This window comes from Pseudoalteromonas sp. MSK9-3, assembly GCF_003590335.1.
Taxonomy (GTDB): Bacteria; Pseudomonadota; Gammaproteobacteria; order Enterobacterales; family Alteromonadaceae; genus Pseudoalteromonas.
In genome coordinates this window covers 1-23,921 of record NZ_MIET01000023.1, presented here as the reverse complement: position 1 = coordinate 23,921, position 23,921 = coordinate 1, and the positions used below count along the sequence as shown (strand labels likewise).

General features: G+C 39.3%; 20 protein-coding genes, 2 rRNA genes and 2 pseudogenes. 12 read left to right on the top strand and 12 right to left on the bottom strand.

The annotated features are described in order from the left end of the window. The first annotated feature begins 134 nt into the window (after positions 1-134). Positions 135-1,343: an EAL domain-containing protein gene (locus tag BGP78_RS08000; RefSeq protein ID WP_119860911.1), complete on the top strand. Its 1,209-nt coding sequence runs from the start codon at positions 135-137 to the stop codon at positions 1,341-1,343. Here the strand turns inward: BGP78_RS08000 and BGP78_RS07995 are convergent. After that, positions 1,333-2,394: a CNNM domain-containing protein gene (locus BGP78_RS07995; protein WP_119860910.1), complete on the bottom strand. Its 1,062-nt coding sequence runs from the start codon at positions 2,392-2,394 to the stop codon at positions 1,333-1,335. The two genes, BGP78_RS08000 and BGP78_RS07995, sit on opposite strands and share 11 nt — an antisense overlap. Positions 2,395-2,524: 130 nt before the next feature. Here BGP78_RS07995 and BGP78_RS07990 point away from each other — a divergent pair, with 130 nt between their 5' ends. Both BGP78_RS07990 and BGP78_RS07985 read left to right on the top strand, forming a co-directional pair. Further along, positions 2,525-4,990 (top strand): prolyl oligopeptidase family serine peptidase, encoded by a 2,466-nt coding sequence (locus BGP78_RS07990; RefSeq protein ID WP_119860909.1) that lies wholly within the window; start codon positions 2,525-2,527, stop codon positions 4,988-4,990. 244 nt (positions 4,991-5,234) lie between these two features. Further along, complete coding sequence (locus BGP78_RS07985) at positions 5,235-5,939, top strand: response regulator transcription factor (protein ID WP_010361309.1); 705 nt, start codon at positions 5,235-5,237, stop codon at positions 5,937-5,939. 11 nt (positions 5,940-5,950) lie between these two features. On the opposite strand, the pseudogene BGP78_RS07980 reads toward BGP78_RS07985, so the two are convergent. Continuing rightward, a pseudogene (locus tag BGP78_RS07980) lies at positions 5,951-6,544 on the bottom strand (ATP-binding protein); the annotation flags it as partial. A gap of 135 nt (positions 6,545-6,679) precedes the next feature. Here BGP78_RS07980 and BGP78_RS07975 point away from each other — a divergent pair. From BGP78_RS07975 to BGP78_RS07945, 7 genes are all read left to right on the top strand, one after another. Then, positions 6,680-7,327 (top strand): TnsA endonuclease N-terminal domain-containing protein, encoded by a 648-nt coding sequence (locus BGP78_RS07975; RefSeq protein ID WP_119860908.1) that lies wholly within the window; start codon positions 6,680-6,682, stop codon positions 7,325-7,327. Beyond that, entirely contained in the window at positions 7,324-9,186 is a 1,863-nt protein-coding gene (locus tag BGP78_RS07970; protein ID WP_119860907.1) for a Mu transposase C-terminal domain-containing protein, read from the top strand. The genes BGP78_RS07975 and BGP78_RS07970 overlap by 4 nt, the downstream gene beginning before the upstream one ends. A gap of 2 nt (positions 9,187-9,188) precedes the next feature. Then, positions 9,189-10,073, top strand: a complete 885-nt coding sequence (locus tag BGP78_RS07965; RefSeq protein WP_119860906.1) for a TniB family NTP-binding protein — start codon at positions 9,189-9,191, stop codon at positions 10,071-10,073. Between the two features lie 4 nt (positions 10,074-10,077). Then, on the top strand, positions 10,078-11,247 hold the full coding sequence (locus tag BGP78_RS07960; protein WP_182912250.1) for a TniQ family protein: 1,170 nt from the start codon (positions 10,078-10,080) through the stop codon (positions 11,245-11,247). Positions 11,248-11,252: 5 nt separating this feature from the next. Further along, entirely contained in the window at positions 11,253-11,534 is a 282-nt protein-coding gene (locus BGP78_RS07955) for a hypothetical protein (RefSeq protein ID WP_182912249.1), read from the top strand. A gap of 103 nt (positions 11,535-11,637) precedes the next feature. Continuing rightward, a complete protein-coding gene (locus BGP78_RS07950) occupies positions 11,638-11,919 on the top strand; it encodes a hypothetical protein (protein WP_119860903.1) in 282 nt (93 codons plus the stop codon). A gap of 211 nt (positions 11,920-12,130) precedes the next feature. Beyond that, positions 12,131-12,835: a hypothetical protein gene (locus tag BGP78_RS07945; protein WP_119860902.1), complete on the top strand. Its 705-nt coding sequence runs from the start codon at positions 12,131-12,133 to the stop codon at positions 12,833-12,835. A 54-nt stretch (positions 12,836-12,889) separates the two neighbouring features. Here BGP78_RS07945 and BGP78_RS07940 read toward each other — a convergent pair whose 3' ends face one another. Then, positions 12,890-13,117 (bottom strand): hypothetical protein, encoded by a 228-nt coding sequence (locus BGP78_RS07940; RefSeq protein WP_119860901.1) that lies wholly within the window; start codon positions 13,115-13,117, stop codon positions 12,890-12,892. 621 nt (positions 13,118-13,738) lie between these two features. Further along, entirely contained in the window at positions 13,739-14,686 is a 948-nt protein-coding gene (locus BGP78_RS07935) for a TauD/TfdA family dioxygenase (protein ID WP_119860900.1), read from the bottom strand. Positions 14,687-14,965: 279 nt separating this feature from the next. Here BGP78_RS07935 and BGP78_RS07930 point away from each other — a divergent pair, with 279 nt between their 5' ends. Continuing rightward, positions 14,966-15,877 (top strand): hypothetical protein, encoded by a 912-nt coding sequence (locus tag BGP78_RS07930; protein WP_119860899.1) that lies wholly within the window; start codon positions 14,966-14,968, stop codon positions 15,875-15,877. Between the two features lie 243 nt (positions 15,878-16,120). On the opposite strand, the gene BGP78_RS07925 is transcribed toward BGP78_RS07930, so the two are convergent. The 3 genes from BGP78_RS07925 to BGP78_RS07915 all read right to left on the bottom strand — a co-directional run bounded on the left by BGP78_RS07925 (position 16,121) and on the right by BGP78_RS07915 (position 18,815). Further along, the gene (locus BGP78_RS07925; RefSeq protein WP_119860898.1) at positions 16,121-16,312 is read right to left on the bottom strand and encodes a hypothetical protein; all 192 of its coding nucleotides are present in this window, start codon (positions 16,310-16,312) and stop codon (positions 16,121-16,123) included. A gap of 22 nt (positions 16,313-16,334) precedes the next feature. After that, a complete protein-coding gene (locus BGP78_RS07920) occupies positions 16,335-18,098 on the bottom strand; it encodes a hypothetical protein (RefSeq protein WP_147386070.1) in 1,764 nt (587 codons plus the stop codon). Positions 18,099-18,239: 141 nt separating this feature from the next. After that, the gene (locus BGP78_RS07915) at positions 18,240-18,815 is read right to left on the bottom strand and encodes a hypothetical protein (RefSeq protein ID WP_119860896.1); all 576 of its coding nucleotides are present in this window, start codon (positions 18,813-18,815) and stop codon (positions 18,240-18,242) included. 299 nt (positions 18,816-19,114) lie between these two features. Here BGP78_RS07915 and BGP78_RS07910 point away from each other — a divergent pair, with 299 nt between their 5' ends. Next, positions 19,115-19,990: an endonuclease I family protein gene (locus BGP78_RS07910; protein ID WP_220475516.1), complete on the top strand. Its 876-nt coding sequence runs from the start codon at positions 19,115-19,117 to the stop codon at positions 19,988-19,990. A gap of 96 nt (positions 19,991-20,086) precedes the next feature. Here the strand turns inward: BGP78_RS07910 and BGP78_RS07905 are convergent, their stop codons facing one another. The 5 genes and pseudogenes from BGP78_RS07905 to BGP78_RS07885 form a co-directional block, all read right to left on the bottom strand. Further along, on the bottom strand, positions 20,087-20,461 hold the full coding sequence (locus BGP78_RS07905) for a hypothetical protein (RefSeq protein WP_119860895.1): 375 nt from the start codon (positions 20,459-20,461) through the stop codon (positions 20,087-20,089). Positions 20,462-21,286: 825 nt separating this feature from the next. Continuing rightward, positions 21,287-22,213 (bottom strand): annotated as a pseudogene (locus BGP78_RS07900) (YifB family Mg chelatase-like AAA ATPase); the annotation flags it as partial. A gap of 24 nt (positions 22,214-22,237) precedes the next feature. Next, positions 22,238-22,852, bottom strand: coding sequence for a trimeric intracellular cation channel family protein (locus tag BGP78_RS07895; protein ID WP_119860894.1), 615 nt, complete (start codon positions 22,850-22,852; stop codon positions 22,238-22,240). Positions 22,853-23,538: 686 nt separating this feature from the next. Beyond that, positions 23,539-23,653 (bottom strand): 5S ribosomal RNA (gene rrf, locus BGP78_RS07890). Between the two features lie 138 nt (positions 23,654-23,791). Beyond that, positions 23,792-23,921 (bottom strand): 23S ribosomal RNA (locus BGP78_RS07885); the annotation flags it as partial.

Sequence of the window (23,921 nt, the reverse complement as noted above, 5' to 3'; positions counted from 1 at the left end):
TCAATATTACACTGATTTTTTCTTTATTATCCCAACAAATCCAGATGCATACAAACCTACTTTTCACCTAAATTAATTTTAATTTCCTAAGGCTGTACTAAACTCATAGCAGCAATGTTTTCAAAGGAAATGCTATGACGGTCAAAGTAAATAAAATAATGGTTGTCGATGATTCTCAGGCGATTTTGATGGTAATGAAAGCCATTTTGACTGAATTGGGAGTGACGCATATTAGCTGCTGTAGCGATGCTACCCAAGCGCTGCAAAAAATACGACAAGCCCCCCATCAGTATGATGCCGTATTTACCGATTTAAACATGCCAGAGATGGATGGTATGGAGTTGATCCGGCAACTCGGCGAATTAAAGTATGCTGGAGGCGTTGCGATTATTTCTGAAATGGATAATAAAGTCATTGATCTAGCAGCTAATTTAGCAAGGCAATGTAATGCACATTTGATTGGCAATATAACCAAACCCGTACAATTATCAGAGGTGGATAGATTACTTCACAAGTTAGAGTCATTTATTTCCCCTCTAAATCATACAGAAGTTCCTTTAAATGAAAGTGAGTTATTACATGCAATTAGCCATAATCAAGTCACGCCTTTTTATCAACCAAAGGTAAATCGAGCGACAAAACAAGTCACCAGCATAGAAGTACTAGCGCGCATTGTTTCTGAAGATGAAGGAACAACGCTTTTACCCCATCGTTTTATTGGCCCTGCTGAAGATCTTGATTTGATCAACCTGATAACTTTTCAGTTATTTGAAAAAGCCACCGAAGAATTTAAAAGTATTCGCTCAGAACTATGCCACCCTGCAAGATTGGCTTTTAATTTATCGCCCAGCCAATTAAATGACCCGAGTTGCCCTGATAAGCTGGCACTTATTTTGGAGCTTAATCGTTTAACACCGCAGGATATTATTCTAGAGATCACCGAGCACTTGCCATTAGAAAGTAACACACAATTAGAAACGATGAACCGCCTAAGGATCCGCGGATTTGAGATTTCATTAGATGACTTTGGTACTGGCTTTACTAATTTGCATCAGCTTAAATCTTTGCCATTCACCGAGATAAAAATAGACCGTTCGTTGATCACTCATGTCGAATCTGACCGATTTTCACAAGTGATCATTGATAGCTTAGTTGATATCGCGCAAAACGAACGCCTGAGCATTGTAGCTGAAGGCGTTGAACGTATCGAGGAGTTACAATACCTAGATAGATACAAACATAACCTACTTATGCAAGGCTTCTTAATTTGTCGACCAAAACCAAAACAAGAGTTTATCCGTTGGATCCACTCTTGGCTCAGAATGACAAACTCTAACTCTTAGGTTTACTTTCTAACTGCTCTTCATCAGCTTCAATCAGGTGCGAGTGATTATCAACCCTATCGCGCCACTTTTGTTTTGCCGCAAGTTGCATGTTTGAAGACTGATCTCGCTCATCGACAATATCCATGCCCATTAAAGACTCCAACATATCTTCAAGGGTAACTATACCTTGAATATCACCGTATTCATCTATTACTAAAGCAATATGAATTCGCTTTTCCAGTAGTGTTTGGAACAATTCAGGAGCTGCCAACGTTTCTGGAACGGTATACAGATCAATCGCCAATTTACCAATTTTATAATTCTCACCCAAACGATGGTACGCCAGCATAATATCGTTTTTATGCACAAAGCCAATAATGTCATCGGTATTTTTGTCGTAAATTAATACACGAGAAAATGAAATAGCGCCGTGTTCAGATAAATACTCATGCACCGTCATGTCTTTATGAACTTTAAACAACACCGTTCGAGGTGTCATAACCTTCTCTAACTTCGCGTGCTTAAACCGTAACAAACTGCGGATCGTTTGGGTTTCATCTTCATCTAATGCCCCCGCCTCAGATCCCATTTCAGCCATTGCTTCAATTTCTTGTCGAATATACTGTGCTTCGTTTTCTTTGCTGCCCATCAATTTTGTTAACTGATCAGATAACCAAACAAACGGTTTTAGAATTCTGATCAACCATACCAAACATAAAGAGACGACAGGTGTTAATGTACGCCAATAGGTTGCACCGAGTGTCTTTGGAATGATTTCAGATAGCACCAACACCAACAATGTCATTACCGCAGAGGCAATCCCCACCGCCGCATCAGAAAATACCACAGCAGCTTGAGCCCCCACGCCAGCCGCACCAGCGGTATGGGCCACAGTGTTCAAGGTTAAAATAGCCGCCAATGGCTTATCTATATTGTTCTTTAAAGCTTGCACCCGCAGTGCTAACGTCAAACGCGTTTTTTTCAAAATAGCAATATGGCTTGGCGTAATACTTAATAGCACCGCCTCCATCACAGAGCATAAAAATGAAATAGTGATGGCAATTAGCATATAACTAACTAATAGAAACAACGGGTAACTCCTTACAATTGGGCTGGCGACAGTTAGTCGCATGACCGCTTATTAATAGTGATATATATGGTATATTGGGCCAATATTATTACCTACAATAGGCTCAACTATGATTTTCCGTACTGCGGTTACATTATTGCTCTCAGCTGTAGCAACACAGCTGGTCGCTGCACCTCTCGATGAGAGTAAAATACAGTTTATCGGTCCATTAGGTACACAAAGTACCATAAAACCTCATAATACACCGCATCAAAAAAGCATAATTAATAATTTGCTACCTCAGCTACAAAAGCCTAACCAAAAGCCTAACCAAAAGCTGGAAGTATTTGGTAATACCCGCTCATGGCAAAGCCTTGAGCAAGTGAATGCACTCACCGTTAATGGTATGCAAGCACTGCGTTTCAATTTTAGCACGACACGTTTTGTTGAAGGCACCCTTGCCCTATCGGGGATCGAAAAAGCCCATGTATTTCTCAATGGCGAGCCATTAACAGGGAAAAGTGAATTCTCCATTCATGCGGTCACAGGCGACCATCAAGTGATTATTATCACTGAACAAGTAGATGACTGGAAAAAGGTGGTAATTGATTACACACCAAAAGCTGAGCATGATGAGATTGTTTTGACACAAAAAACGACGACTGCACTATCGGCAAAACAACTTTATGATGCGCCAACAATCAGTGCAATCTCACTTTCACCAAACGGAAAATTTTACGCAGCGACAGAACGCCACTATCAAGCAAACCGTAAAAATACCGCAATTAGCAATACCAGTCTGAGAAACATCGAGGGGGATGTATTATATCGCCTTTCAGGCGTATCAGCGTCACAAGTATCATGGTCACCAGACTCAAATGCCATTGTGTTTACGCAAGATAAGCGTGTCTCTATACTCAATATTAAAGATTTCAGTATAAAAACCGTTGCAGAACATTTTACAGGCGCATCAGGTTATCAATTTTTCGACGAAGATACGCTTATTTTCTCGTGGTCAAATACACCTGATGACAAACATACGCTCGTAAAACATTACTCAGGCCTTGAAGATCGTTGGTCATATGCACGCTCAATAAGCCAACCTTTTTTACTCGATGTAAAGTCTGGACTAGTCAGTACCATTTCTGAAAGTAAGCTTAGTACTCGCATAGCTGATTTTGATAATGAACGTAATACCGTACTAGTCACTCGCAACCCAGTTGATTACGCAGCGCCTCCACATATGCTCACCCAGTTAGTGGAAATAGACTTATCGAACCACACAGAAAAAGTGCTTGGTGAATATAGAACATTTAACCGAGCTAAATACACAGACAAAGGCATTTACGTTATAGCGGGCCCCGACTTTAGCCAAGGCCTTGGTAGAAACCTGCCAAAAGACATGCTAGCCAACAATTACGATGGTCAGCTCTACCTATTGAATAATGATGGCGAAAAACCGCAAGCTCTCAGTAAAAAATTCGACCCTGCAATTGGAGGCCTACAGGTACTCAGCAATGGCGATGCAGTGCTGAATGTTACGGACAAAGATACAAAACAGCTTTATTTATATGACGAAAGTAAGCGTCGCTTCAAAAAGCTCAACACAGGCTTTGATGTTGTAGAGCGGTATAGCGTATCGGATAGTAAGAAAGGGCAAGTTCTTGTCACAGGCAGTCAAGCTTCATCACCACAAGCACTGAGCTTAGTTACCGTAAAACGTAACAAAACGAAAGTGCTATGGGATTCGAAACCTGTTGCTTATGATAATAGCGAAATCGCCGCCTTGGAGGAGTTTAACTTTACCAATGAGTCTGGCACGCAGATCAGTGGCCGCGTTTACTTACCACATAACCTAGATACTTCGAAAAAGCACCCGGCATTAATTTACTATTATGGCGGTACATCACCTGTATCAAGAGGCTTTACGGGTCGCTATCCATTTAATCTATGGGCAGCACAAGGCTATGTGGTTTATGTAGTGCAGCCAACAGGCGCGACAGGGTTTGGACAAGAATTTTCAGCCAAACATGTTAATGCGTGGGGCGAACATACTGCAGATGATATTATTCAAGGTACTAATGAGTTTTTAAAAGCCTACCCATTTGTCGATAAGAACCGTTTAGGTAACTTAGGTGCATCTTATGGTGGTTTTATGACGATGCTACTGGCGACCAAAACCGACTTATTTAGTGCATCTATTGCTCATGCCGGTATTTCTAATATTACCTCATACTGGGGCCAAGGTTGGTGGGGCTACTTATACTCAGGCGAAGCGTCTAAAAACAGCTTCCCATGGAATAACCCATCTCTTTACTCGCAACATAGTCCAGTATTTCATGCCGATAAAGTAACAACGCCTTTATTGCTAGTTCATGGTGATGCGGATACTAACGTGCCCCCTGGTGAGAGCCATAATATGTACACAGCACTCAAGCTACTTGGTCAAGATGTTGAACTGATCGAGTACAAAGGAGCAGATCATCAAATTATTGTACGCGACCGTCGCTTCCATTGGTGGGACACAATGCTTGCCTATTTTGATATGCACCTAAAAGATCAACCTCAGTGGTGGGATCACATTTATAGCAAATAACTTTATTGGGTGAGAGGGCTACGCTCTTTCACCCTACTTTTAATATGGGCAATACCTCCATTACCTTTAAGCATATGACCCTCCTACTTTTTCTATTCAAGGCACTAATTAACAATAAAAACGTGTTGTTCTGAAAGTATTATCGCTATTCAGCACTTTTTATCACAAAATAGTCGTGTTCGACTTCTCAGCTGACTTTTCTCAATGCTAATATAGGGGTAATTATTGATTAGATAGCGATACTATGAGCATCCACGTATTATTAGTAGAAGATGATGAACTGTTGGCTAAGCGTATTTTAAATCACTTTGCCAATACAGAGTTTTCGATCGACGTCGATAATACCGGCGCAAGTGCGTTAGAAAAGGTACAAAGTAGCCAGCAAGAACCGAATAAAATTACCCTCGCTATTGTCGATATTGTATTACCTGCAACTGATGGGCTAGAGCTTGCCAAAGAGCTTAATACATTGACAGATATTGGGGTGATCATGCTCTCAAGCAGAGACTCTCAAGCTGACCGTATAGCAGGGTTAGCACAGGGCGCTGATGACTACATCTGTAAACCCGTTGATCTATTAGAACTTGAGCTAAGAATGCGAGCGTTATGTAAACGCCTAACCATAGCCGATGATCAAGATGAGTCTGAAGAGTTTATCGAATACGCAGACTTTAAGCTTCATCCAGATAATCGAACATTGATCAACGGCCAAGCTGAAGAATCTCGACTCACAGAAGCTGAGCATAAGGTACTCATTTGCTTAATCGCCAACGCAGGCAAAGCCACTTCAAGAGAGAAAATATCAGAAGATATCGGCCAACCTGATTGGAGCCCTAGCGATAGAACCGTTGATGTGTTGATTGGTCGGTTAAGAAAAAAGCTTGGTGACGAAAAAGAACAAAAAAGAATTGTCACAGTGCGTGGTAAAGGCTACATGCTTTCTGCTTAACACTATAGCCTTCAATACCGAGTGAGTTGAGACAATAGCCGCTCAAACGCTCGGTAACTTAACGCTTCTTTGATATCTACTAAGTCTATTTGCGCTCTTCCGGCCATGTCTGCAATGGTACGTGCCACCTTTAATATACGATGATATGAACGCGGTGATAAGTTAAGCTTCTCGGTCGCAGCACCTAAAAACTGTGATTCTGCATGACCTAATTTGCAAAACTGACTAAGCGCTTTGTTACCTAACAATGCATTACACATACCTTGACGCTCAATGGCAATACGGTGCGCAGTGTTCACCCTATCTCTTATGGTTTCACTTGATTCTGCACAAGTTTCAGTTTGTAGCTCTTGTGTGGTTAACCTTGGTAGTTCAATTTGCAAATCAATTCGGTCTAAAAATGGGCCTGATATTTTTGATAAATATCGAAGCACTTGATCTGGTGTGGCCCGCTTATCTGAAATAGACCCGGTCGGACTAGGGTTTAATGCTGCGATCAGCTGAAACCGAGCAGGAAAATCCACTTGGCGAGCGGCTCTAGATATTGTCACCAAACCGGTTTCCATCGGTTCACGTAGCGAGTCGAGCACCTTACGCTCAAACTGACACTTATCATTCTATTTGATAATCTAACAATAGATTATCACCATTTTTGAATGGGGAGAGTCACTTTACGTGATAACATGATTCACATTTAATGATAGTAGACTTTAATTTTCTAATTAGCATGAGAGGGAGTTATGCCAGTAAGAAAAATACAGGCTGGATATTGTAATCTAACCGCTAGAGTTCCAAGTAAAAAGCTCGATAGAATGGCTGATGCTGAATCATCGCTTGAGCGAGACTTTCTATTCTTGTTGGAGCACAATGATAAAGTTTTGCATTTTGAAGAACAGCCATTAACTATACACTTTGGCAATCAGTATTATACGCCTGATGTGTTAGTTGAATTTACTGATAGCACCAAGACTCTTTACGAAGTTAAATACCGAGATGAACTTAGGAAAAACTGGACAAAGCTTAAACCTAAGTATAAGGCGGCCATCAATTATTGTCATAATAACAACTTTAGATTTAAGCTTATCACTGATAAAGAGATCAGAACGCCTTTGCTTAAAAATATCGAATTCCTCTCTCATTTTTCTCGAACAGTATCTCCCGTTGAAAGTGCTATTGGCAAAGCCTTACTTGATACACTTATTGACCTAGGCTCTTCATCACCAAGGGAGCTACTTGCCGCATGCTTTTGTTGTCGCATGAAACGTGCTGAAGCGGCACCAATTCTATGGCGGTTAATATCCAATGGTTCTGTTCACACAAATCTAGAACACCCACTTTCAATGCACTCATCACTTACAATATCAAATGATATTTGGGAGACTATATGACTACTATTCCCTTGAGAGTCGGCTCATTAGTTCTATGGCGTGGTGAAAAGCACAAAATAACTAGGATACTTAACCTACAGTACGTGCTTTGTATCAACCAAACGTCTAGGGAACTAGATAAAATCCCTGTTAGCGAGATAAAGCCATTCGTCGCCAAACAACTAGATACGACTCCTAAAATTGATCTATCAGATTTAACAGAAAAAGAATGGGAAACGGCTAACAATCGACTACGTATCATCCAGTCTCTATTAGATCTTGGCCCAAATTGCACTGAGCAAAATGTCGCTAACACAGCTCAAAAGCATAATACTTCACAGGCAACCCTTTATCGTTGGCTTAAAAGATATCGGGACTCAGGCAAACTTTCATCTCTAATAAATAGAAGAAGAGCAGATAAAGGTGAATCAAGGCTATCAAAGGAACAAGATAAGCTGCTAGACCTATGTATTCAGAGAGACTTCCTAAAACTTGAAAGACCCAATGTTAGACAAGCTTATGATGACTATCTATTCAATTGTAAAAAAGCAGATCTTCAACCTTGTTCTCTTGCCTCATTTACAAGAAGGGTTAATAAAATCGCCCCACAAGCAATAGCTTTACATCGCTATGGAAATAAACAGCTTATCGGCAAACATAGCCCAGCAACAGGCAGGTTTCCTGGTGGTACATTCCCGTTAGACTGTATTCAAATTGACCACACTAAACCTAATGTGATCCTTGTAGATGATAGAGATAGACAGCCTATTGGCAGGCCATGGGTGACATTTGCTATTGATATATACAGCCGGATTATTACGGGATTTTATCTATCTCTAGAAGCACCTAGCGCAACTTCTGTCGCTCTATGTTTAACACAGAGCATTTGTAGAAAAGAAAAGTTTTTATTCAATATTGGCGTTGATGCATCATGGCCATGTTGGGGGTTAATGAGAACAGTGCACGCAGACAACGGGCCTGATTTTAGGAGCAAATCAGTTGACCGAGCATGTCATGAGTATTCTATCGCATTGAATTGGAGACCTCTTGGCCGTCCTGACTACGGTGGGCATGTTGAACGATTGATGAGAACGGTCAAAACCGACATATCTAACCTTAAAGGAAGCACGTTCCGAAACCCTGAAGATCGGGGGGAGTATGATTCGGAAGGAAGAGCTGTGTTTACTTTCGATGAGTTTCATAAATGGTTAACGGTCTACATAACAAAGTACTATCACATGCGTACACACTCAGATTTAAATATGTCGCCACTTGCAAAGTGGGAAGAAGGTCTATTTTTTGGTGATGAAATGCCCATGCATGGGTTGCCAGATATAATTGAAGATGAGCGCAGACTGTATCTTGATTTCTTACCTTTTAAAAAACGAACTGTGCAACGATATGGCATTACGATTGACAACGTTACTTATTTCCACCCCTCTATTGCTCGCTGGATTGGGGTAAATGCGCCTACCGATGACAATAAGTTTATTGTTAAATATGAATTACATCAAATTCAATACATATACTTTTTAGATCCCGATACTCAAGAATATTTAGAAATACCGAGGGTTTATCGTGATGCTCCCAACATGACTCGATTTGAGCTATCAAAAATTCAAAAACATCTCAAAAGAAAAGGGGTTCAATCTATTGATGAACAGGCAATTATTCTTGCTCAGCGGGAACTAAAAGAATTAGAAGAGTCTGCAAACAAAGAAACCACTGCAACCCGTCGAATGCGTCAGAGAAAGGCACAAGCTCCAAAAGCAGTTGCACATGTTTCACCAACCAACAACACAGATACCTCTCCTGAGAGTACAGAGCCTGACGACTGGGAGACGGTGAATGCCTACGATGATATTGAATTGGATATGTGAAGATGAACCATTTAGAACCTAAAGTCGCACAAATGCTTAGTTTACCAAAAGAAGCGCGTATCGCTGAGCTGAAGAAAAAAAAATGGATAGGTTACAATGCTGCAAATAAAGTTCTCGCAAAAATGGAAGATTTACTAAACCACCCAAAAACGCATAGAATGCCAAACCTCTTAATTAAGTCTGACACAAACAATGGTAAATCATTCTTGTTAAAAAGGTTTATCAAGTCTCACCCATCCTATGAAAACCATGATTCTGAAAGTTTGGTTATCCCTGTAGTCAGTATAGAAATCCCTTCGGAGCCAACTCCCGATGTGATTTACTCTTTAATACTTCAGGCCATGCACATCCCTTACCGAGATAGCTATAAGAAAGAAGTTAAATCTCGTAAAGTATTTGATGCTTTTGAGAGGTTTGGGGTTAAGATGCTGATTATTGATGAACTTCATGTGCTAATGAACACAACCAAGCTAAAGAAAGCACAGCTTTTAGATACACTAAAGTACATTGGTAATACGACACAAGTTGTTATTGTCGGTGCTGGTACGATGGAAGCGCACACAGCAATTGTCTCTGATGGACAACTAGCAAACCGTTTCGAGCCTGTTGTTTTACCTCAATGGAAACTAAACACTGACTATAGAAAGCTGCTAGCGACTTTTGAATTAATTATACCTCTAGAGCAACCTTCGGATTTGCAGTCACAACTTATTGCAACCGAAATATTTTCAATGAGCTCTGGTTGGATTGGTGAGATAAATGAAATCCTCACCCGCTCCGCGATTAAAGCCATTAGTTCTGGAGAGGAGCGGATCACTCTAGATGTATTGAGAAGTATTGATTGGCTAACGCCTGAGCGTAGGCGTTATACTGGTATTTCTAGTTAGCCAAGTGTCTTTTCATGGATTGTTACCAGCGCGACCAAAACCTTGTGAGAACGAGCATTTTTTATCTTGGCTAACAAGAGTTGCACGTGCCAATCAATGCGATCCAACTCAATTTACACAGGTAGTTTTATCAGGGCTTGATGTTTGGGGTGGTTGTGTCAATGGTAGTTCATCTCTCCACCCTGAAACAATTCTCAGTCAACTAACAAATATAGATGCAGAGTTAATATCAAACCTATATACAGCAAACTACGCTCGTCGCCATTTTATCGAATTAAATCAATTATTCGCATCTCATTATTTACTACCAGCCAATTGTGCTGGCCGATTATTTACATGCAATTGGATACAGTTTTGTCCGTCTTGTCTACGTGAGCAAAAAATTGCACACTTTAAAAACCTTTGGCGTATTAGTTTCATGCCTGTGTGCTTGATCCATAAGTGCACACTTCATGCTTGCTGTCCAAAATGCTATAAACCTGTAAATTTCCATCGAGTATCTTACAGTACTGAAGATTGTGCTGAATGCTATAACTGTCGATTTCCACTTTCATCTGCTGAGAACCACACTGTAACAGATGATAAACACCTACTTTATGTATGTAATCTCATAAGTGCGGGTATAGAATCGCGCTGGGTCCGCTTATCACAAAACAGCTCAGTCCTGATGCCTCTTTTCATAGCAGGAATCTGGACTCTACTAAAACCATTTTTTCGCCACAAAACAGCGCCAAGAGTAAGAGAGTACTTTGGGCTACAACTTTCACATCAAGGGAACAACATAAAGAACTTTTGTCACTTCACGCCAACAGAAAGGTGCCAGCTTTTATCTTCCATCGGAATACTTCTCAGGCATTGGCCTGAAACCTTCTTATCCACTTGCTCAGCTCTAGAGCTAAATAAAATAGCGTTCAACATTAACGAGAAAGATGTGCCTTTTTGGGTTGATAAAATTCTTCGTTATAAGGTGAAGAGACAACCTTATTGGACTAGTGACGCAGAATTTAAGTCTGCTGCGATGTTTTTGAAACGCAGAGGCTATAAAGTAAGTTACCCCAATATTGCTGAAACGCTTGGTTTAGCGCGTTCATGCCAACATAACAAATGTAGAACCAAAATCATCAAATCCATTAATGAAAATTATCATTCAACCAAAAAATTTCATTGGAAATGATCTGTTTGGAATTAGGGTATAGCTCTGAAAGTTCAAAGCTGCATAATGATTTGATCAAACTAGAAAAGGATTTTCCAGAATATAGTGGGTATTTTAGTGCGGTAAAGTTTCTAGGCAATGAAGCGGTTCATGGCTCTAATATAGGAAAAAGTGACTTATTAGATTCAATGGAAGTTTTGTTACATACGCTTGAACTCTTCGATAAGAAAGTTGTGAAGCAAAGACTATCGGAACTTGCTCGCAATTTAGAAAAAAAATACGATCGAAAGCGTAAATCTATCAGCTGAACAGAATAACTTTATTAAGAGTTTGGTTGTATTTCTTTGGTGACTTTTTTGATTGTTTTGTGTTAATTTTATGTGTTCTCTAAAGCTAATAAATGGGTGACTAATGCCAAGTATAAAATGTAAATGTTGTGGGTATAAAGAAGAAGCTAATAAAGAGTTTTTTTTTAAAGTACTCGGTAGCGGTATGGTTGGATTTGGAGGGGATGCTTGGGTTACGTATTTGTTTGCAGGTACTGAGTTTGCATTTGCACTATGTGTCGCGATAGTAAGTGGAGGGGTGATTGTCTTAGCATTTTCAGATCAGATTACTAAATGGGTGTCAGAGAATTTAGACCGCCGAAAGTGTATTAAAAAATCAATGGGTTCCGATCAAATGGGGAATTAAACCATTGGTTTGTTATATTAGTGCGTTTTTTATCAGAACAAACCTGTTCACTCCTCCATTTCAAGGTTCATATATCATCAATATCCAAAGCTTTAGATATTGAGTTAAAAGTAAGTAAATAGTCTTTAACTATTACTCATCAGGAATATGAATTTATTAATTTTTAGAGACAGAATAGCATTTCAATTCGTGATTTAAAGGGGTAAGAAGTATGTCCGAACAGTATAACGAAGAAAACTCAGTAGCTGCAGGGCCAGTCAAATTAACAGGCAAATGGACTATAGGGCTCGCGTGTGTTGTCATTATTCCAAGTTTAATGATATACGCTTTGGCTGGGGAAAAGGTTGGGAAAGAAGTCGCGCGCTGGAAAAACCCAGAGATCTACGAGCAGCTTGATACCTACATGATTCAATATACGTCGGTTATAGAAATTATTGAAGCTTGGAATAATGTTGAGTCGTTGGAAAACTTTAAAGACAATCGAGTGATGCTAATTCGGAGTGGTATAGATGACGCTATAGCTAGATATTCAACTCTACCAATAGACAAACTAGGCAAAGGCAACGAAGCAGTAAGAGATTTGAACTTAGCCAAGCTGCATATGATTAGGTATGATTTTACGCCTAATAAAGAGGATTTTTATGAATCAAGAAAGCGAGTAGGATCTGCTTTGGCCATCGTTTCCGATAGCTCTTTGTTGAACGATAAGGAAATTGAGCAATTTAAAAAGCGTCCAATTATTGATGAGCTAGAGTGGGTGAAATTGGCACTATATAGCTTACATGTGTTTAATGGGCATGGTACCTATAAAGATGATTTAATGAAGATAAAAAATAAAATGGGTGGGTGTGAATATTTTCGACATACGATGTTGAGGCATATAAAAATGAATAAAGCTCTTGGGTGCTCTGAGTAAGCTTTGTATTGGCCGCGTTGTTCAATACATCTAAGAACGCGGCCAATCCAACTTCTAAGCCGTGATTTTACCCCAGATAATATCTATAAGAGGTTTAGTTTCTTTAGGCTCGATAGGTGGGTAAGCTGGCTTACCGTTGCTGACATGGCCATTATTTAAGCTGGTAGCTTTTACTTCGCTTTTTGCAACAGCTAGACCTGCGACCAGCGCAAGTGAGATAACTAGCGCAGACGTTTTTGTCTTCGAGACTAGTTTATCACGCTTGTTTAGTCTTGTGTCCATAGGGATATCCTTAATCTATGTTTAAAGTCAAACTTGAACTGTTGATTAATTTTAAGTACCACAAATCTAACAGCTATGTAACTTTACAAAGATATAACATTTTTGTCAAGTTTTCGACGCTTTTGAAGCGAGCTGTAGAGTGGGTGGGATTGCAAATTAATACACCACCATAGTAAGCGTAGACCAATTTCACGCATGTAGCCTTAAGTAAAATACATTACTCTGCTCCCTATAGTTCAACGTAGGAGAATGAATTTTGTGAATTCTCGCCTTTACTTTGTTTACTTTTTCCTTTCTTTTTGTTTTCGTTTACATTTACGTTGGTCGCGTTTGTGTATAAGTATGATTGATACGTATTAAGTCTATGCGTGGATTAGAGTACATGTAATTTATTAGGTTAAGCTCAATGGACTTCCCTACCTTCAGATAGTTAAGTCATTTGGAAAGTATATAACTTGATTTTGACGTGCTTGCATATTTAGCCGATAAGGAGGTTTAAATTAAATAATTGAAACCTGACTGCCACATGAATCTGTAAAGTTTGGTTAAGGTTAAAAGCCAGCAGTAATAGCCAATACTGGCACTGGGTTGGGTGTCTTACCTCAGATAGTAATTAACCTCCTATGGCTTAAGCTTGTAAGGAACCCCCTCTTTATGGGATGTTCTTTGCCCCTCAAAAATAGCATAAGTTCGCATTAACCACCTGCTATCACCAGCTGAATCAGGACCCGGAGTTTTTCGTCCGTGAATAGCAGTACGGTTGTTCACAAGAATTATATCTCCAGGGTTACCGAACACCTCGGAAGAAGAGGTAATAATTGCCTCGTTTAATTCTGATATAGCTCTTTTCACTTTATCGATATTCGCTCCCTCTAGGTCATAGCTGACCTTGCCATGACTATATCTGATTGAGAGTGGCTGCAGAAATAAAATTGGAACGTTATGTAGAATTCGATCTATATTAAAAGTGGCTTGTGGGTGAATAATAAATTGAGGTAAGGCTAACTGATCCATCGCAGAAATGCTGATGTTCTCTAATATATCGCTAAGTGAGGCTACGACAGTGGGAACCTTGTTAGGGTTTCTTAGAACAATAAGCATTACATAGTCTGGACTAGGGCTCTCATTTAAAAACTTGATTTCTTGAGGCATATGGTGAGCAACTGCGTCAGTATGTCCACGCATAGAGCTTTGTGATTTTTTATTGCTTGGATTTGTGACTAAATTAACAAACAATTCACCATCATTCTCACTATAATAACTACAAAGCTTTAGTCCAAATTTACTAGCTAAACCATTAGCAGTATTGGCGGCTGACCACCAATATTTTTCATCTGAAGTTTGGAACTCTGTTGGAGTTAAAGGGTATTTTTTAGTTTCAAATGCCTCCTTTAATACAATAACAGGTTCTCGTGATTGGATTGCTGATTCAATACCTAATGTTAACTCCTCTGAAAGAAAATGACTATCAGCGAACAATGGCCCATTGATATGTGGATCTTCCCTTGGGTCAATTTCATTTTGTTTATCTCCATCTAAACGAAAGTTACTTAAATCAAATTCGATCACTGTCTACTCCTTATCCAAGTAATTTTTCATTTCTCTTTGCTTTCTATCATTTATAGGCTAATCTGTGATAGAAAACAAGGCAAAAGTATTATAATCTTGACGATAAAGTATATATGCATGAAAAGAATAGTGATTTTAAAAGTTAACGGTGAAAGGGTCTTCTTTTCGCCGTTTTCTCGTTTGTCTGATATCTCTATTTTGAGGAATCAAAAGTGAAAACTATGCATAGTTAACCACCAATAGCAGTTTTCAGAGAGAGATTGTGAAGAGGAGTTTATTATGAATCAACCAATGGAAGTAGATAAATCAATTACAGCAAGGAATGCTAAAGCGCCTAAAGGGAATCGTCATAAGTTTCCAATAGGCGCTAAAAGCATTTTACCGGGTAGAGAACAAGCCATGCTTTTTTCTAGCGTTACACCTGCTGAACTGAAAGAACAAAGGAAAACAACGGTAAATAAGCGAGTATCTGCAAAACTAGAAGCTCAGACCAGTGGAAACTTCGTAAGAAAGGCTTTCCATCAGAACTTTAAGCTTTATTATCCTAAGCACCAATTACAACAAAGCGTAAGTACTGTTGAAAAGCTAGAGAAGTATCATAGGTTCATTCTTAACGCTAGGAAGTGCATAAAGCGGGATTATCATGCAGACAGCAATAGCTATATTGTTTGGGTGTCGGAAGTAGGAAAGTTTGGTTTAGTTTGCACAAGCCCTTTCAGTCATCAGGCTGAAGAGTATTTGCTAAAAAAAATTGAAGCCCTAGTTGTGGAATCATCAGAAGAAGATTTGGTTATTTGGGGTAATAGACTCCATAAGAAAGAATATGAGAAAGAAGTTGAACAAAAAGTTGAAGAAATCAGGGCTACGTCTTGCTCTGGCAATATAGGTATGTATACGGATAAGGTATTTAAAGATTTGTTACAACAAAAAGCAGATTCGGCTGATGTTTCATTTAATGAGTACTGTAGCGATAGAGTAAGAGGTTATATATTGGGATATTCTGGATTTTTTGATGTAAATTTGGATGAAGTCAAAGAAGAAATTTTGAACGTTAATCGTAAAAATAATACAGGTGATAAATGCAAGTGGGTGCTCAGGCTTCCTAAAAAGATACATGCACACCTTATTTATATGTCAAACGAAGTTGGTTTGACAGTTCAAAATCTTATATATGCAGCACTCAAAAAATAATGATAGCCAAAACGTGTATTGACTAAGAGCCTTAGGCAATACACGCTGTCCAGAAAGTATTTTAAACTTTATCCTTTAAATCTATGTGGACTTCCCAAGCTTTGCTAGAGACTAAATTAGTTACTGTAGTCGTACATTGTAACTTCCACTAGAGAGGTGTTTATTGAAGTAAGGATACTTGTGCCAGCTTTAGTGTATTTCGGTAGGATTTTTGTATTTGTAAAACACTATATCGATGTGGTTTTATTTTATCGGTGTACATTTTGATTGTTCGATGTAATTGTCAAAAATGCCTCCATTAACCTGCTCTAATTGAGGCACAAAAACAATTACCTCACTTTGATTTTTACGACTTTTCCTCGCTGCTAACTTCATCCCCATAAGAATTGCCTGGGGGCTTTGTTTGTCGCAATCAAAGTAATAAATTGATTTCATACATTTCCTATTTGTTTTTAATCTAATTCGATAATTCAGACTCAAACTTATTTTCTAAGCTTTCCAAAGTACCCCAAACATTAAAAGCCTTATTAGCTTTTCGGTGAAGTTTATCCGCAAACTTCTCAACATCGTCGTTATGCTGTAAGCGAAAGCGTGTCTTACTATCTGGCCACCCAGAACGATCTCCAGCAAAACCCAAAATTACTTTCTTAAGTTGCTGATTGCTAAGATAATCACCATCGGTATCGTAGAAGAATAAAACCGAAGTGCTATCTCGTTTGCTACCAGTCCCATCACGGGCATTCATCTTCTTCTTTTCAAAATCAACAAAGTAGACATGTTTATCATCGAATGACAATTCCGCGATAACAAACTTGCGAGACAATTCAAACTTTCGCTCTGGTCCGCTTTGCTCAAAGTCTCTTTTCCCTAACATCAGAAAATCATTATCCCCAATCTCTTTCGGTAAAAACGCATTCAAATAAAAGCTACTTTTTGTTGGTATGCGCCATACAGAAGCTTTTCGCCAAGAGATATGATATTCATCTTTCAGTGAGTGAATTGCGTTTTGAAAAACGTCAAATGCATCGAAAAAACTTGCGCTTCGCTTTTCTAAATCGACTGAGCTTTTTTTGACAGTGCCCATCGATATTTCTGCTTTTGCAAATTTATCTTGGTTATCATTTCTTAAATACCCCGAAGCTACTACACCGGCAACCGCTTTTTCCCCCACATATACTTGGATATTCATTACTTCAGGGTCTTTAACTGCCATTTTTTCTATCTTCTTAACCGATAAGCCTAATAGCCCTTCAAAATTAGGGGTATCTTGCTCAAAGTCAAACTCTATATCTAGTGTTTCAATTTGAACATCAGCCATACCTCCAAGTGAAAGTGGCAACGGGGAATTTGGGTTACCTAAGTCTGTATCTGAGGGAAATGTTGGTTTGTGAACAGGAAAAGGGGTCAAGTAGTCAGGCTGTTTTCGCCCCTCAGGTGTACGACCGTCATTGTCCCGTCCAAACATAAGTTCGTTGAACGGAAATGCACCATTACATTGGTATATTCCGCTAATCAAGAGAGACCCACATTCAAGCTCATTGGCTTCAACAAGCCAGTCCACCTCACCTTGTAGTGGAGGGTAAACCTTCAATAATCTGTGTGCGTTATCAGTTAGGGGAACACTATGGATTGAGTCCGTATAAATTCTTTCAAATACTTTTTCAGCAAAGTCAGAATGTCTTATTCTGGCAACATGAGGAGCACATACGTCTGGGATTTTTTTGCGCAGTTGGACGAAAGGCCTATCATCTTTATTTAACTCTATATCAGGATTATAAAGCGCCTGTCTTGCTTGCCTTCCTGTAAATGCTGCTTCAACAAGAGAAGTATGTGGATAATAAAACCTCAATATCTCTGAGCAAGGTATAAATACCTTAATGTTCTGTTTTGTATCAAGCCTTATCGCTTCGGCTGTTAAATAAAATGCCCCAAAAATATCGCTAAACTTATCTCTAAATGAACAGGAATACCATTTATCATCTATTGGTAACTCTGCAAAAGAGCAAAGTTGAGGTTTATAGTTACGCAATAAATCCACTCTTATGGAAAATTGATTCTTAACCTCACGCCCTCTCAGCTTTCCGTTAATAATGGGCATTCTTGATGCTAAAAAGCCAAGATTAGAAATATTCACTGGTAAACGATAAGCATGCTCTAAACTTCTTTTACCTTCAATAATCGGCGCTATGATGGTGTCAATTGAAAACTTTTCGTCAGACACATTATCAATGCCTATCTTACCAAAACCTAAAATTGTTGACTGTTCAAACAGGTGCTGAGGCAAATGACTAAATGCAAATTCGTATAAAGCCGCAACTTTTTTCCTATACATCATTCTCAGCACTTCCTTTTAATGACTTTTCTAACCGCGCAATCTGCGAAAGTTAAGTGCGACTCTGGGCTGGAGAGCTTTTGGCCAGTGAGCCTTAAGTAGCTTTTCATTAACTAAAGCGTTTCCTCGCCAGCAATATCTCCATTTGAATAATTGTGAAAAGCTATCGATTAGATAGATTTTTTGGTTAAAATTTTCTCGAACCAAATCCAAAACGAGTTCGCCCTTGACAGCATCAGTACTACGGAGCTCATAACCATCTTTGCTCCACCCTTCCCATTTGGAAAAAAAGTACAAATGCTCTTTCTGGTTGATACTTAAAAAGTAGTAATCTTCATCCCCAAAATCGGAGTTCAATGAGCAATATAATTGCTCAATACAAGCGCCATGTTGTTTCTTATTAGAGACAATATTGTCTACTTCGCGCCAATTTTGCAGGTCAAAATCTTCCGCTGCTTTATGCAAATAGTAGCGCCAACCTTTAGTCCCTCTATCCTTTTCACGTAAAGCTTTTGCATACTCTTTCAGTATGGTTTTTAACAGGCCTTCTTCAGATAAGTTACCGTGAGCAATATTTAATGTGAAACTCTGTGCTGCATGTTTCATATGATTATCCTTCTTTTTGTTGGCACCCACCGCCAGAACAAAACTCATAATGAAAATTAGCATTTGATAATAATTGGGCAAATTTTATTGTGGGTCTCAAGGAATTGCCTTACCTACAGTTCTTATACAATGAAATTGCACACAATTTCAATACATAAATCTAATTATTTGATAACAAATAACGCTATTATCACTTTAAAGGTTGGTTGGACCCGTGTTTCCATAAAGGAAAAAAACTTGCACTTGACTTGGATAACTTTTAGCCTGCTAATATAAACATATGAATGGAAGGACCTCTCATGTTTAAAATCATACCAATGACCGCACTGTTACTGTTGCTACAAAGTTATAGCTCTACTGCCCACATTCCTTTCAATTATTACGCTCAAGCACAGGGTTTAACTGGTGAATCATTAAAAGGTGCATTGCACAAAATCATAGATAATCACAAAGTACTGCCATATACGGACTCAAATAATCAAGACTGGTTTGATGGCAAAAATCTAGATGTGTGGGAGGCGCTACTCATTACAGATTCATCTTGCGCTCCGATAAACCCGAAGTGTGGAGAGGTGCATATGCTTTATCTTGATGAAACTCGCCACTTCACAAAAGCGAATAGAGGCTCAGGGAAAAATGATTCATGGGATCGTGAGCATGTCTGGCCAAAATCTAGAGGGTTTTCGAAAAAGTCCCAAGCTGGTTATACAGATTTACATCATCTCAGACCTGCGGACCGAAACATAAATGGGCGACATAGCAACTATGGGTACGATATCGGCGGAGAAATAATAAATGATAAATTAGCTGATGGATCGGAAGCGCCTACAACTATGAGACTAGATAAAGCTAACGATTCATTTGAACCCTCCGATAGAGCTAAAGGCCAAACAGCACGCATGCTGTTTTATATGGCTGTCAGATATGAAGTTAATGAGCTGAACGGATATGAAAAAATGCCGGACCTTGTATTAGAAGATAAGAATGAAAAAGCTTCAGAGCCTTGGATTGGCGACCTTTGCACCCTTCTTAAATGGCACACAGAATTTCCAGTTTCAAACTTTGAAATTGAAAGAAATAATAAGGTGATGGCTATACAAGGAAACAGAAATCCATTTATCGACAACCCTTCATGGGCACAAAGTATTTGGGGGCCTGAATGCGCACCAGATTAACTCCTTTCCTTGGATAAAAGATATGGGGAGCAAAGAGCTCAGCAATTTAGAAGTTAATGAAAGCGCCCAGATGAGCGCTTTTATAGCACACCACTATCAACGAGGATCGTTACTAGCGTGATGTACCCCTACTTTAACTACAGGCGCATGAATTAGATACCACTGATGCACGTCCTGAGTTTTGCCTTTTCCTTTCTGAGGTTGACATACAATCAAAAGCCCTACATTAAGCAAACGTTTATTTGCGTTACGAAAGGCCTCGGAAATATTACTACATTCAGATTGACTACGAACGGTATGTGTAAGCTCCCCAGGATGATGGGCCACATACTCAATAGCGCGTCTCATCTTAGTTTTTCCAAAACCACTAAGAACTTTTTTAAGCTCAAGCTTTGACAATCGTGCAATATCAGAAAGTTTAACATTTGGGGTTTGATTGGCGGTTTTTTTTAAAAAAATTTCTTTTATCAATATGATGGCTCCTTTGAATATATTTGTAAATTTTGTTTTGGGCTTATACAGCCCAAAAGCTTTATCTAACCCGATATATCAGGAAGATAAATTAATAGTAAAAAATAAATTTATTTATGTCAACAGAAAAACCCCACCAAACAAATGTAAGGCAGGCTGTATAGGTAACTGATTCTGTTTTACAAACGCGGAGGATAAGTACCCCCCGCGCTGAGTGTTGTCATATTAACAACGAAATTTTTTTAGAATCAAACCGCCAAGTAAGATTCAAACGAATAATATGTAAATTTGAATTATGCGTCAAGTAGAGGGAGAACTGAACCTGAGTTAAAAGCTATTATGTACTATAAATCACTATAAGACCTCCAAAACACTATTATAATACCATCATATATGACTTATATGGACTCATATGGACTTATTACGACCTATTGAAGGGTAAACGCTGGGTTTTTTTAGTTATCACATTTTGTGATGTTTTGTGGTGTTTTGTGATGTTTTCAAATTTTTTCAAATTTTTTCAAATTTTTAAAGTGAATTTATAGACAAACTTAAAAATTAACAATTTCGTTCGAATGTAAAGGTAAGCTCACCAAAAAACTCAAGGCGTTACTAGGTGCGCTGAAAAATCAACTTTTAAAGCGCACCTTTCTATAGTTTTATTAAAGCAAAGTTGGTCCCTCTCACGATAAGTGAAAATAACACAATTAAAACAGCAAAATGACAATGAAATATAAACACCTATAACTACTTGGATTAATGCTAGCGCTTGAAAATGGCTATCACTTTATTTGATTCATTATCAAATAAAGTGATTTCTTACACAAACTCAGGCAACTCATCAAGAAATAACACACCATTATGCGCCAGAGAAATCTCTCCCGGCTTAGGATTAGACGACCCCCCCACTAAAGCAACAGCCGAACAAGTATGGTGAGGGCTTCTAAATGGCCGGTTTCGCCAATTCTCTATATCAATAGCTTTTCCAATTAATGAATATATTGCGGCGGTCTCAAGTGCTTCATTGTTTAGTAGTGTGGGCATAATCGACGGCATACGCTGTGCAAGCATCGACTTACCAGTACCTGGCGGCCCTAAAAATAGCGTATTGTGGCCCCCTGCCGCAGCAATTTCTAATACACGCTTTGCTGCACTTTGACCTTTGACTTCACTCATATCTAAATGTGAGCTAATTGAATGTGTTTTTACCGCAGGGTACTGCATGTTTAATGGCAGAGCGTCTTGACCTTGTAAATCTAACCATAGTGACTGTAGAGAGCTTACCGCCTTTCTATTACAGTGTTGCGCTAAACTGGCAACCTGATCGTTGCCTTGTGGGATATAACAACACCTTTGCGCTTTTTCTGCCGCAAGTACTGCTGGCAAAATAGCATGGACCGAATGCACCTCACCACTTAAAGTCAGCTCGCCATAAAATTCGTAGTCGTGTGACTGAAATGCCTGTAACTGGTTGGAAGCCACTAAAATACCCACTGCAATCGCCAGATCATAGCGTCCGCCCTCTTTCGGTAAATCAGCGGGGGCCAAGTTAACGGTGATCCGTTGCTCAGGAAACAAAAACTTTGAATTGGTTAACGCAGAGCGTACCCGCTCTCGTGCTTCTTTTACCGAGGTCTCAGGTAACCCGACAATATGAAACGCTGGTAGTCCATTGCTTAAATGTACTTCAACGGTGACTTCCGGTGCCGAGATCCCAACTTGGGCACGTGTATAAACTTTAGCAAGTGACATATCCTTGTCCCTTTGATTACTGAACTATTCTGGGTATTTAAATATATGGATCACCCATCTATGATGCATTGCCAACAAGCGCAGCCCAAGAGTTGCAGACATAGCACACACCATAATGACTTCAACAGGTAACGCCCAGTGTGATAATTGAGTATATACTATCCCACCGAATATACACGTGATGGCATACAGCTCACCCTTTAATAAAAGGGGCATATCCCCCGCTAGCACATCTCGAATAACCCCACCAAAGCACCCGGTCATAACCCCCATTATGATAGCAGTTGTATCCGGCATCCCAATAGAGAGCGCTTTTTGCACCCCCATTACGGCAAAAAATGCCAGTCCAAACGCATCTGCTATTTGTAACATCTGCTGTGGAATTTGCTTATGCCGATTTAAAAAATAAACGCTGATCATGATGGCGACACCAATCGCAATAAAATAACTTGCATCATGTAACCAAAATACCGGCACATCTAAAATAATATCCCGAAGGGTTCCGCCCCCGATTGCTGTAACAGTAGCCAGCACCACCACCCCAAATCCATCCATGTGTTTACTGTGCGCAATCAAAGTACCTGAAATAGCAAATACCATTACACCAAGCAAATCAAACCAATGAAATAACTCAGTCATATAAAATTTCTTCCTAAAAATAGCTTATCAAAGAGCAACTCTCTCTAACACTGGCAGCTCGTTATTATAAAAACAACATATCAAAAATAAAAAACCTTCATTACCTACACTACATTACTAAAAACCAAAATCATTCTTATAAACTAAATTAAAGTCGCTCAAACAACGGCCATTCCATGACTTTGCTTTAATAGCTATAACGGAATTATTGAAAGTTGTAGTAAAGCTTGGAACACATTAATCAAAGATATTGATAGAACCAAAAGCCTAAGTGCTAGAAACTGAACAATAGTGTAGTTTTTAATTAATGTAATTGGTATAAGACAGATTGGCACGGTTATTCAAGGTTGTTCTGGATCCTGACCTTCGTCAGGAAGACAAAGAAGTGAGGTGAGTTCGCTTCTCTGGATCCTGACCTACGTCAGGAGGACAAAGAAGTGAGGTGAATTCGCTTCTCTGGATCCTGACCTGCGTCAGGAAGACAACTAGGTGAGTGTAATAAAAACCCCATCTCTAAATAAATATCTCCGTCTCCCTGAATTCATTTCAGGGTCCATTGTCTTTAACTATCCTTCATGCATCGCGACCTGAAATCCCTTCCTAGTCCCATTTTCTCAAGTCCCTTTCCTAAACCCCAAAAAGCAAAAAACCCGTCGCATCTCTGCAACGGGTTTCTCTAATTTAATGCCTGGCAATGTTCTACTTTCACATGGCAACTGCCACACTATCATCGACGCTGTTTCGTTTCACTTCTGAGTTCGGCATGGGGTCAGGTGGGTCCAAAACGCTATTGTCACCAAGCAAATCTGGTGTGTTAACTCGCTGTCGCAAGCCAACTAAATCTGGAATTCTGATAAATATTAGTCAATCTATGACCAATTCTGTAAAACGCTACTTTAGTAACACTAACTTCTGTCGCTTAAACCACTTTGGCGTTGTATGGTTAAGCCTCACGGGTAATTAGTACTGGTTAGCTTAACATGTCACCATGCTTCCACACCCAGCCTATCAACGTTGTAGTCTCCAACGGCCCTTCAGAGAGCTTATAGCTCTAGTGAGAACTCATCTC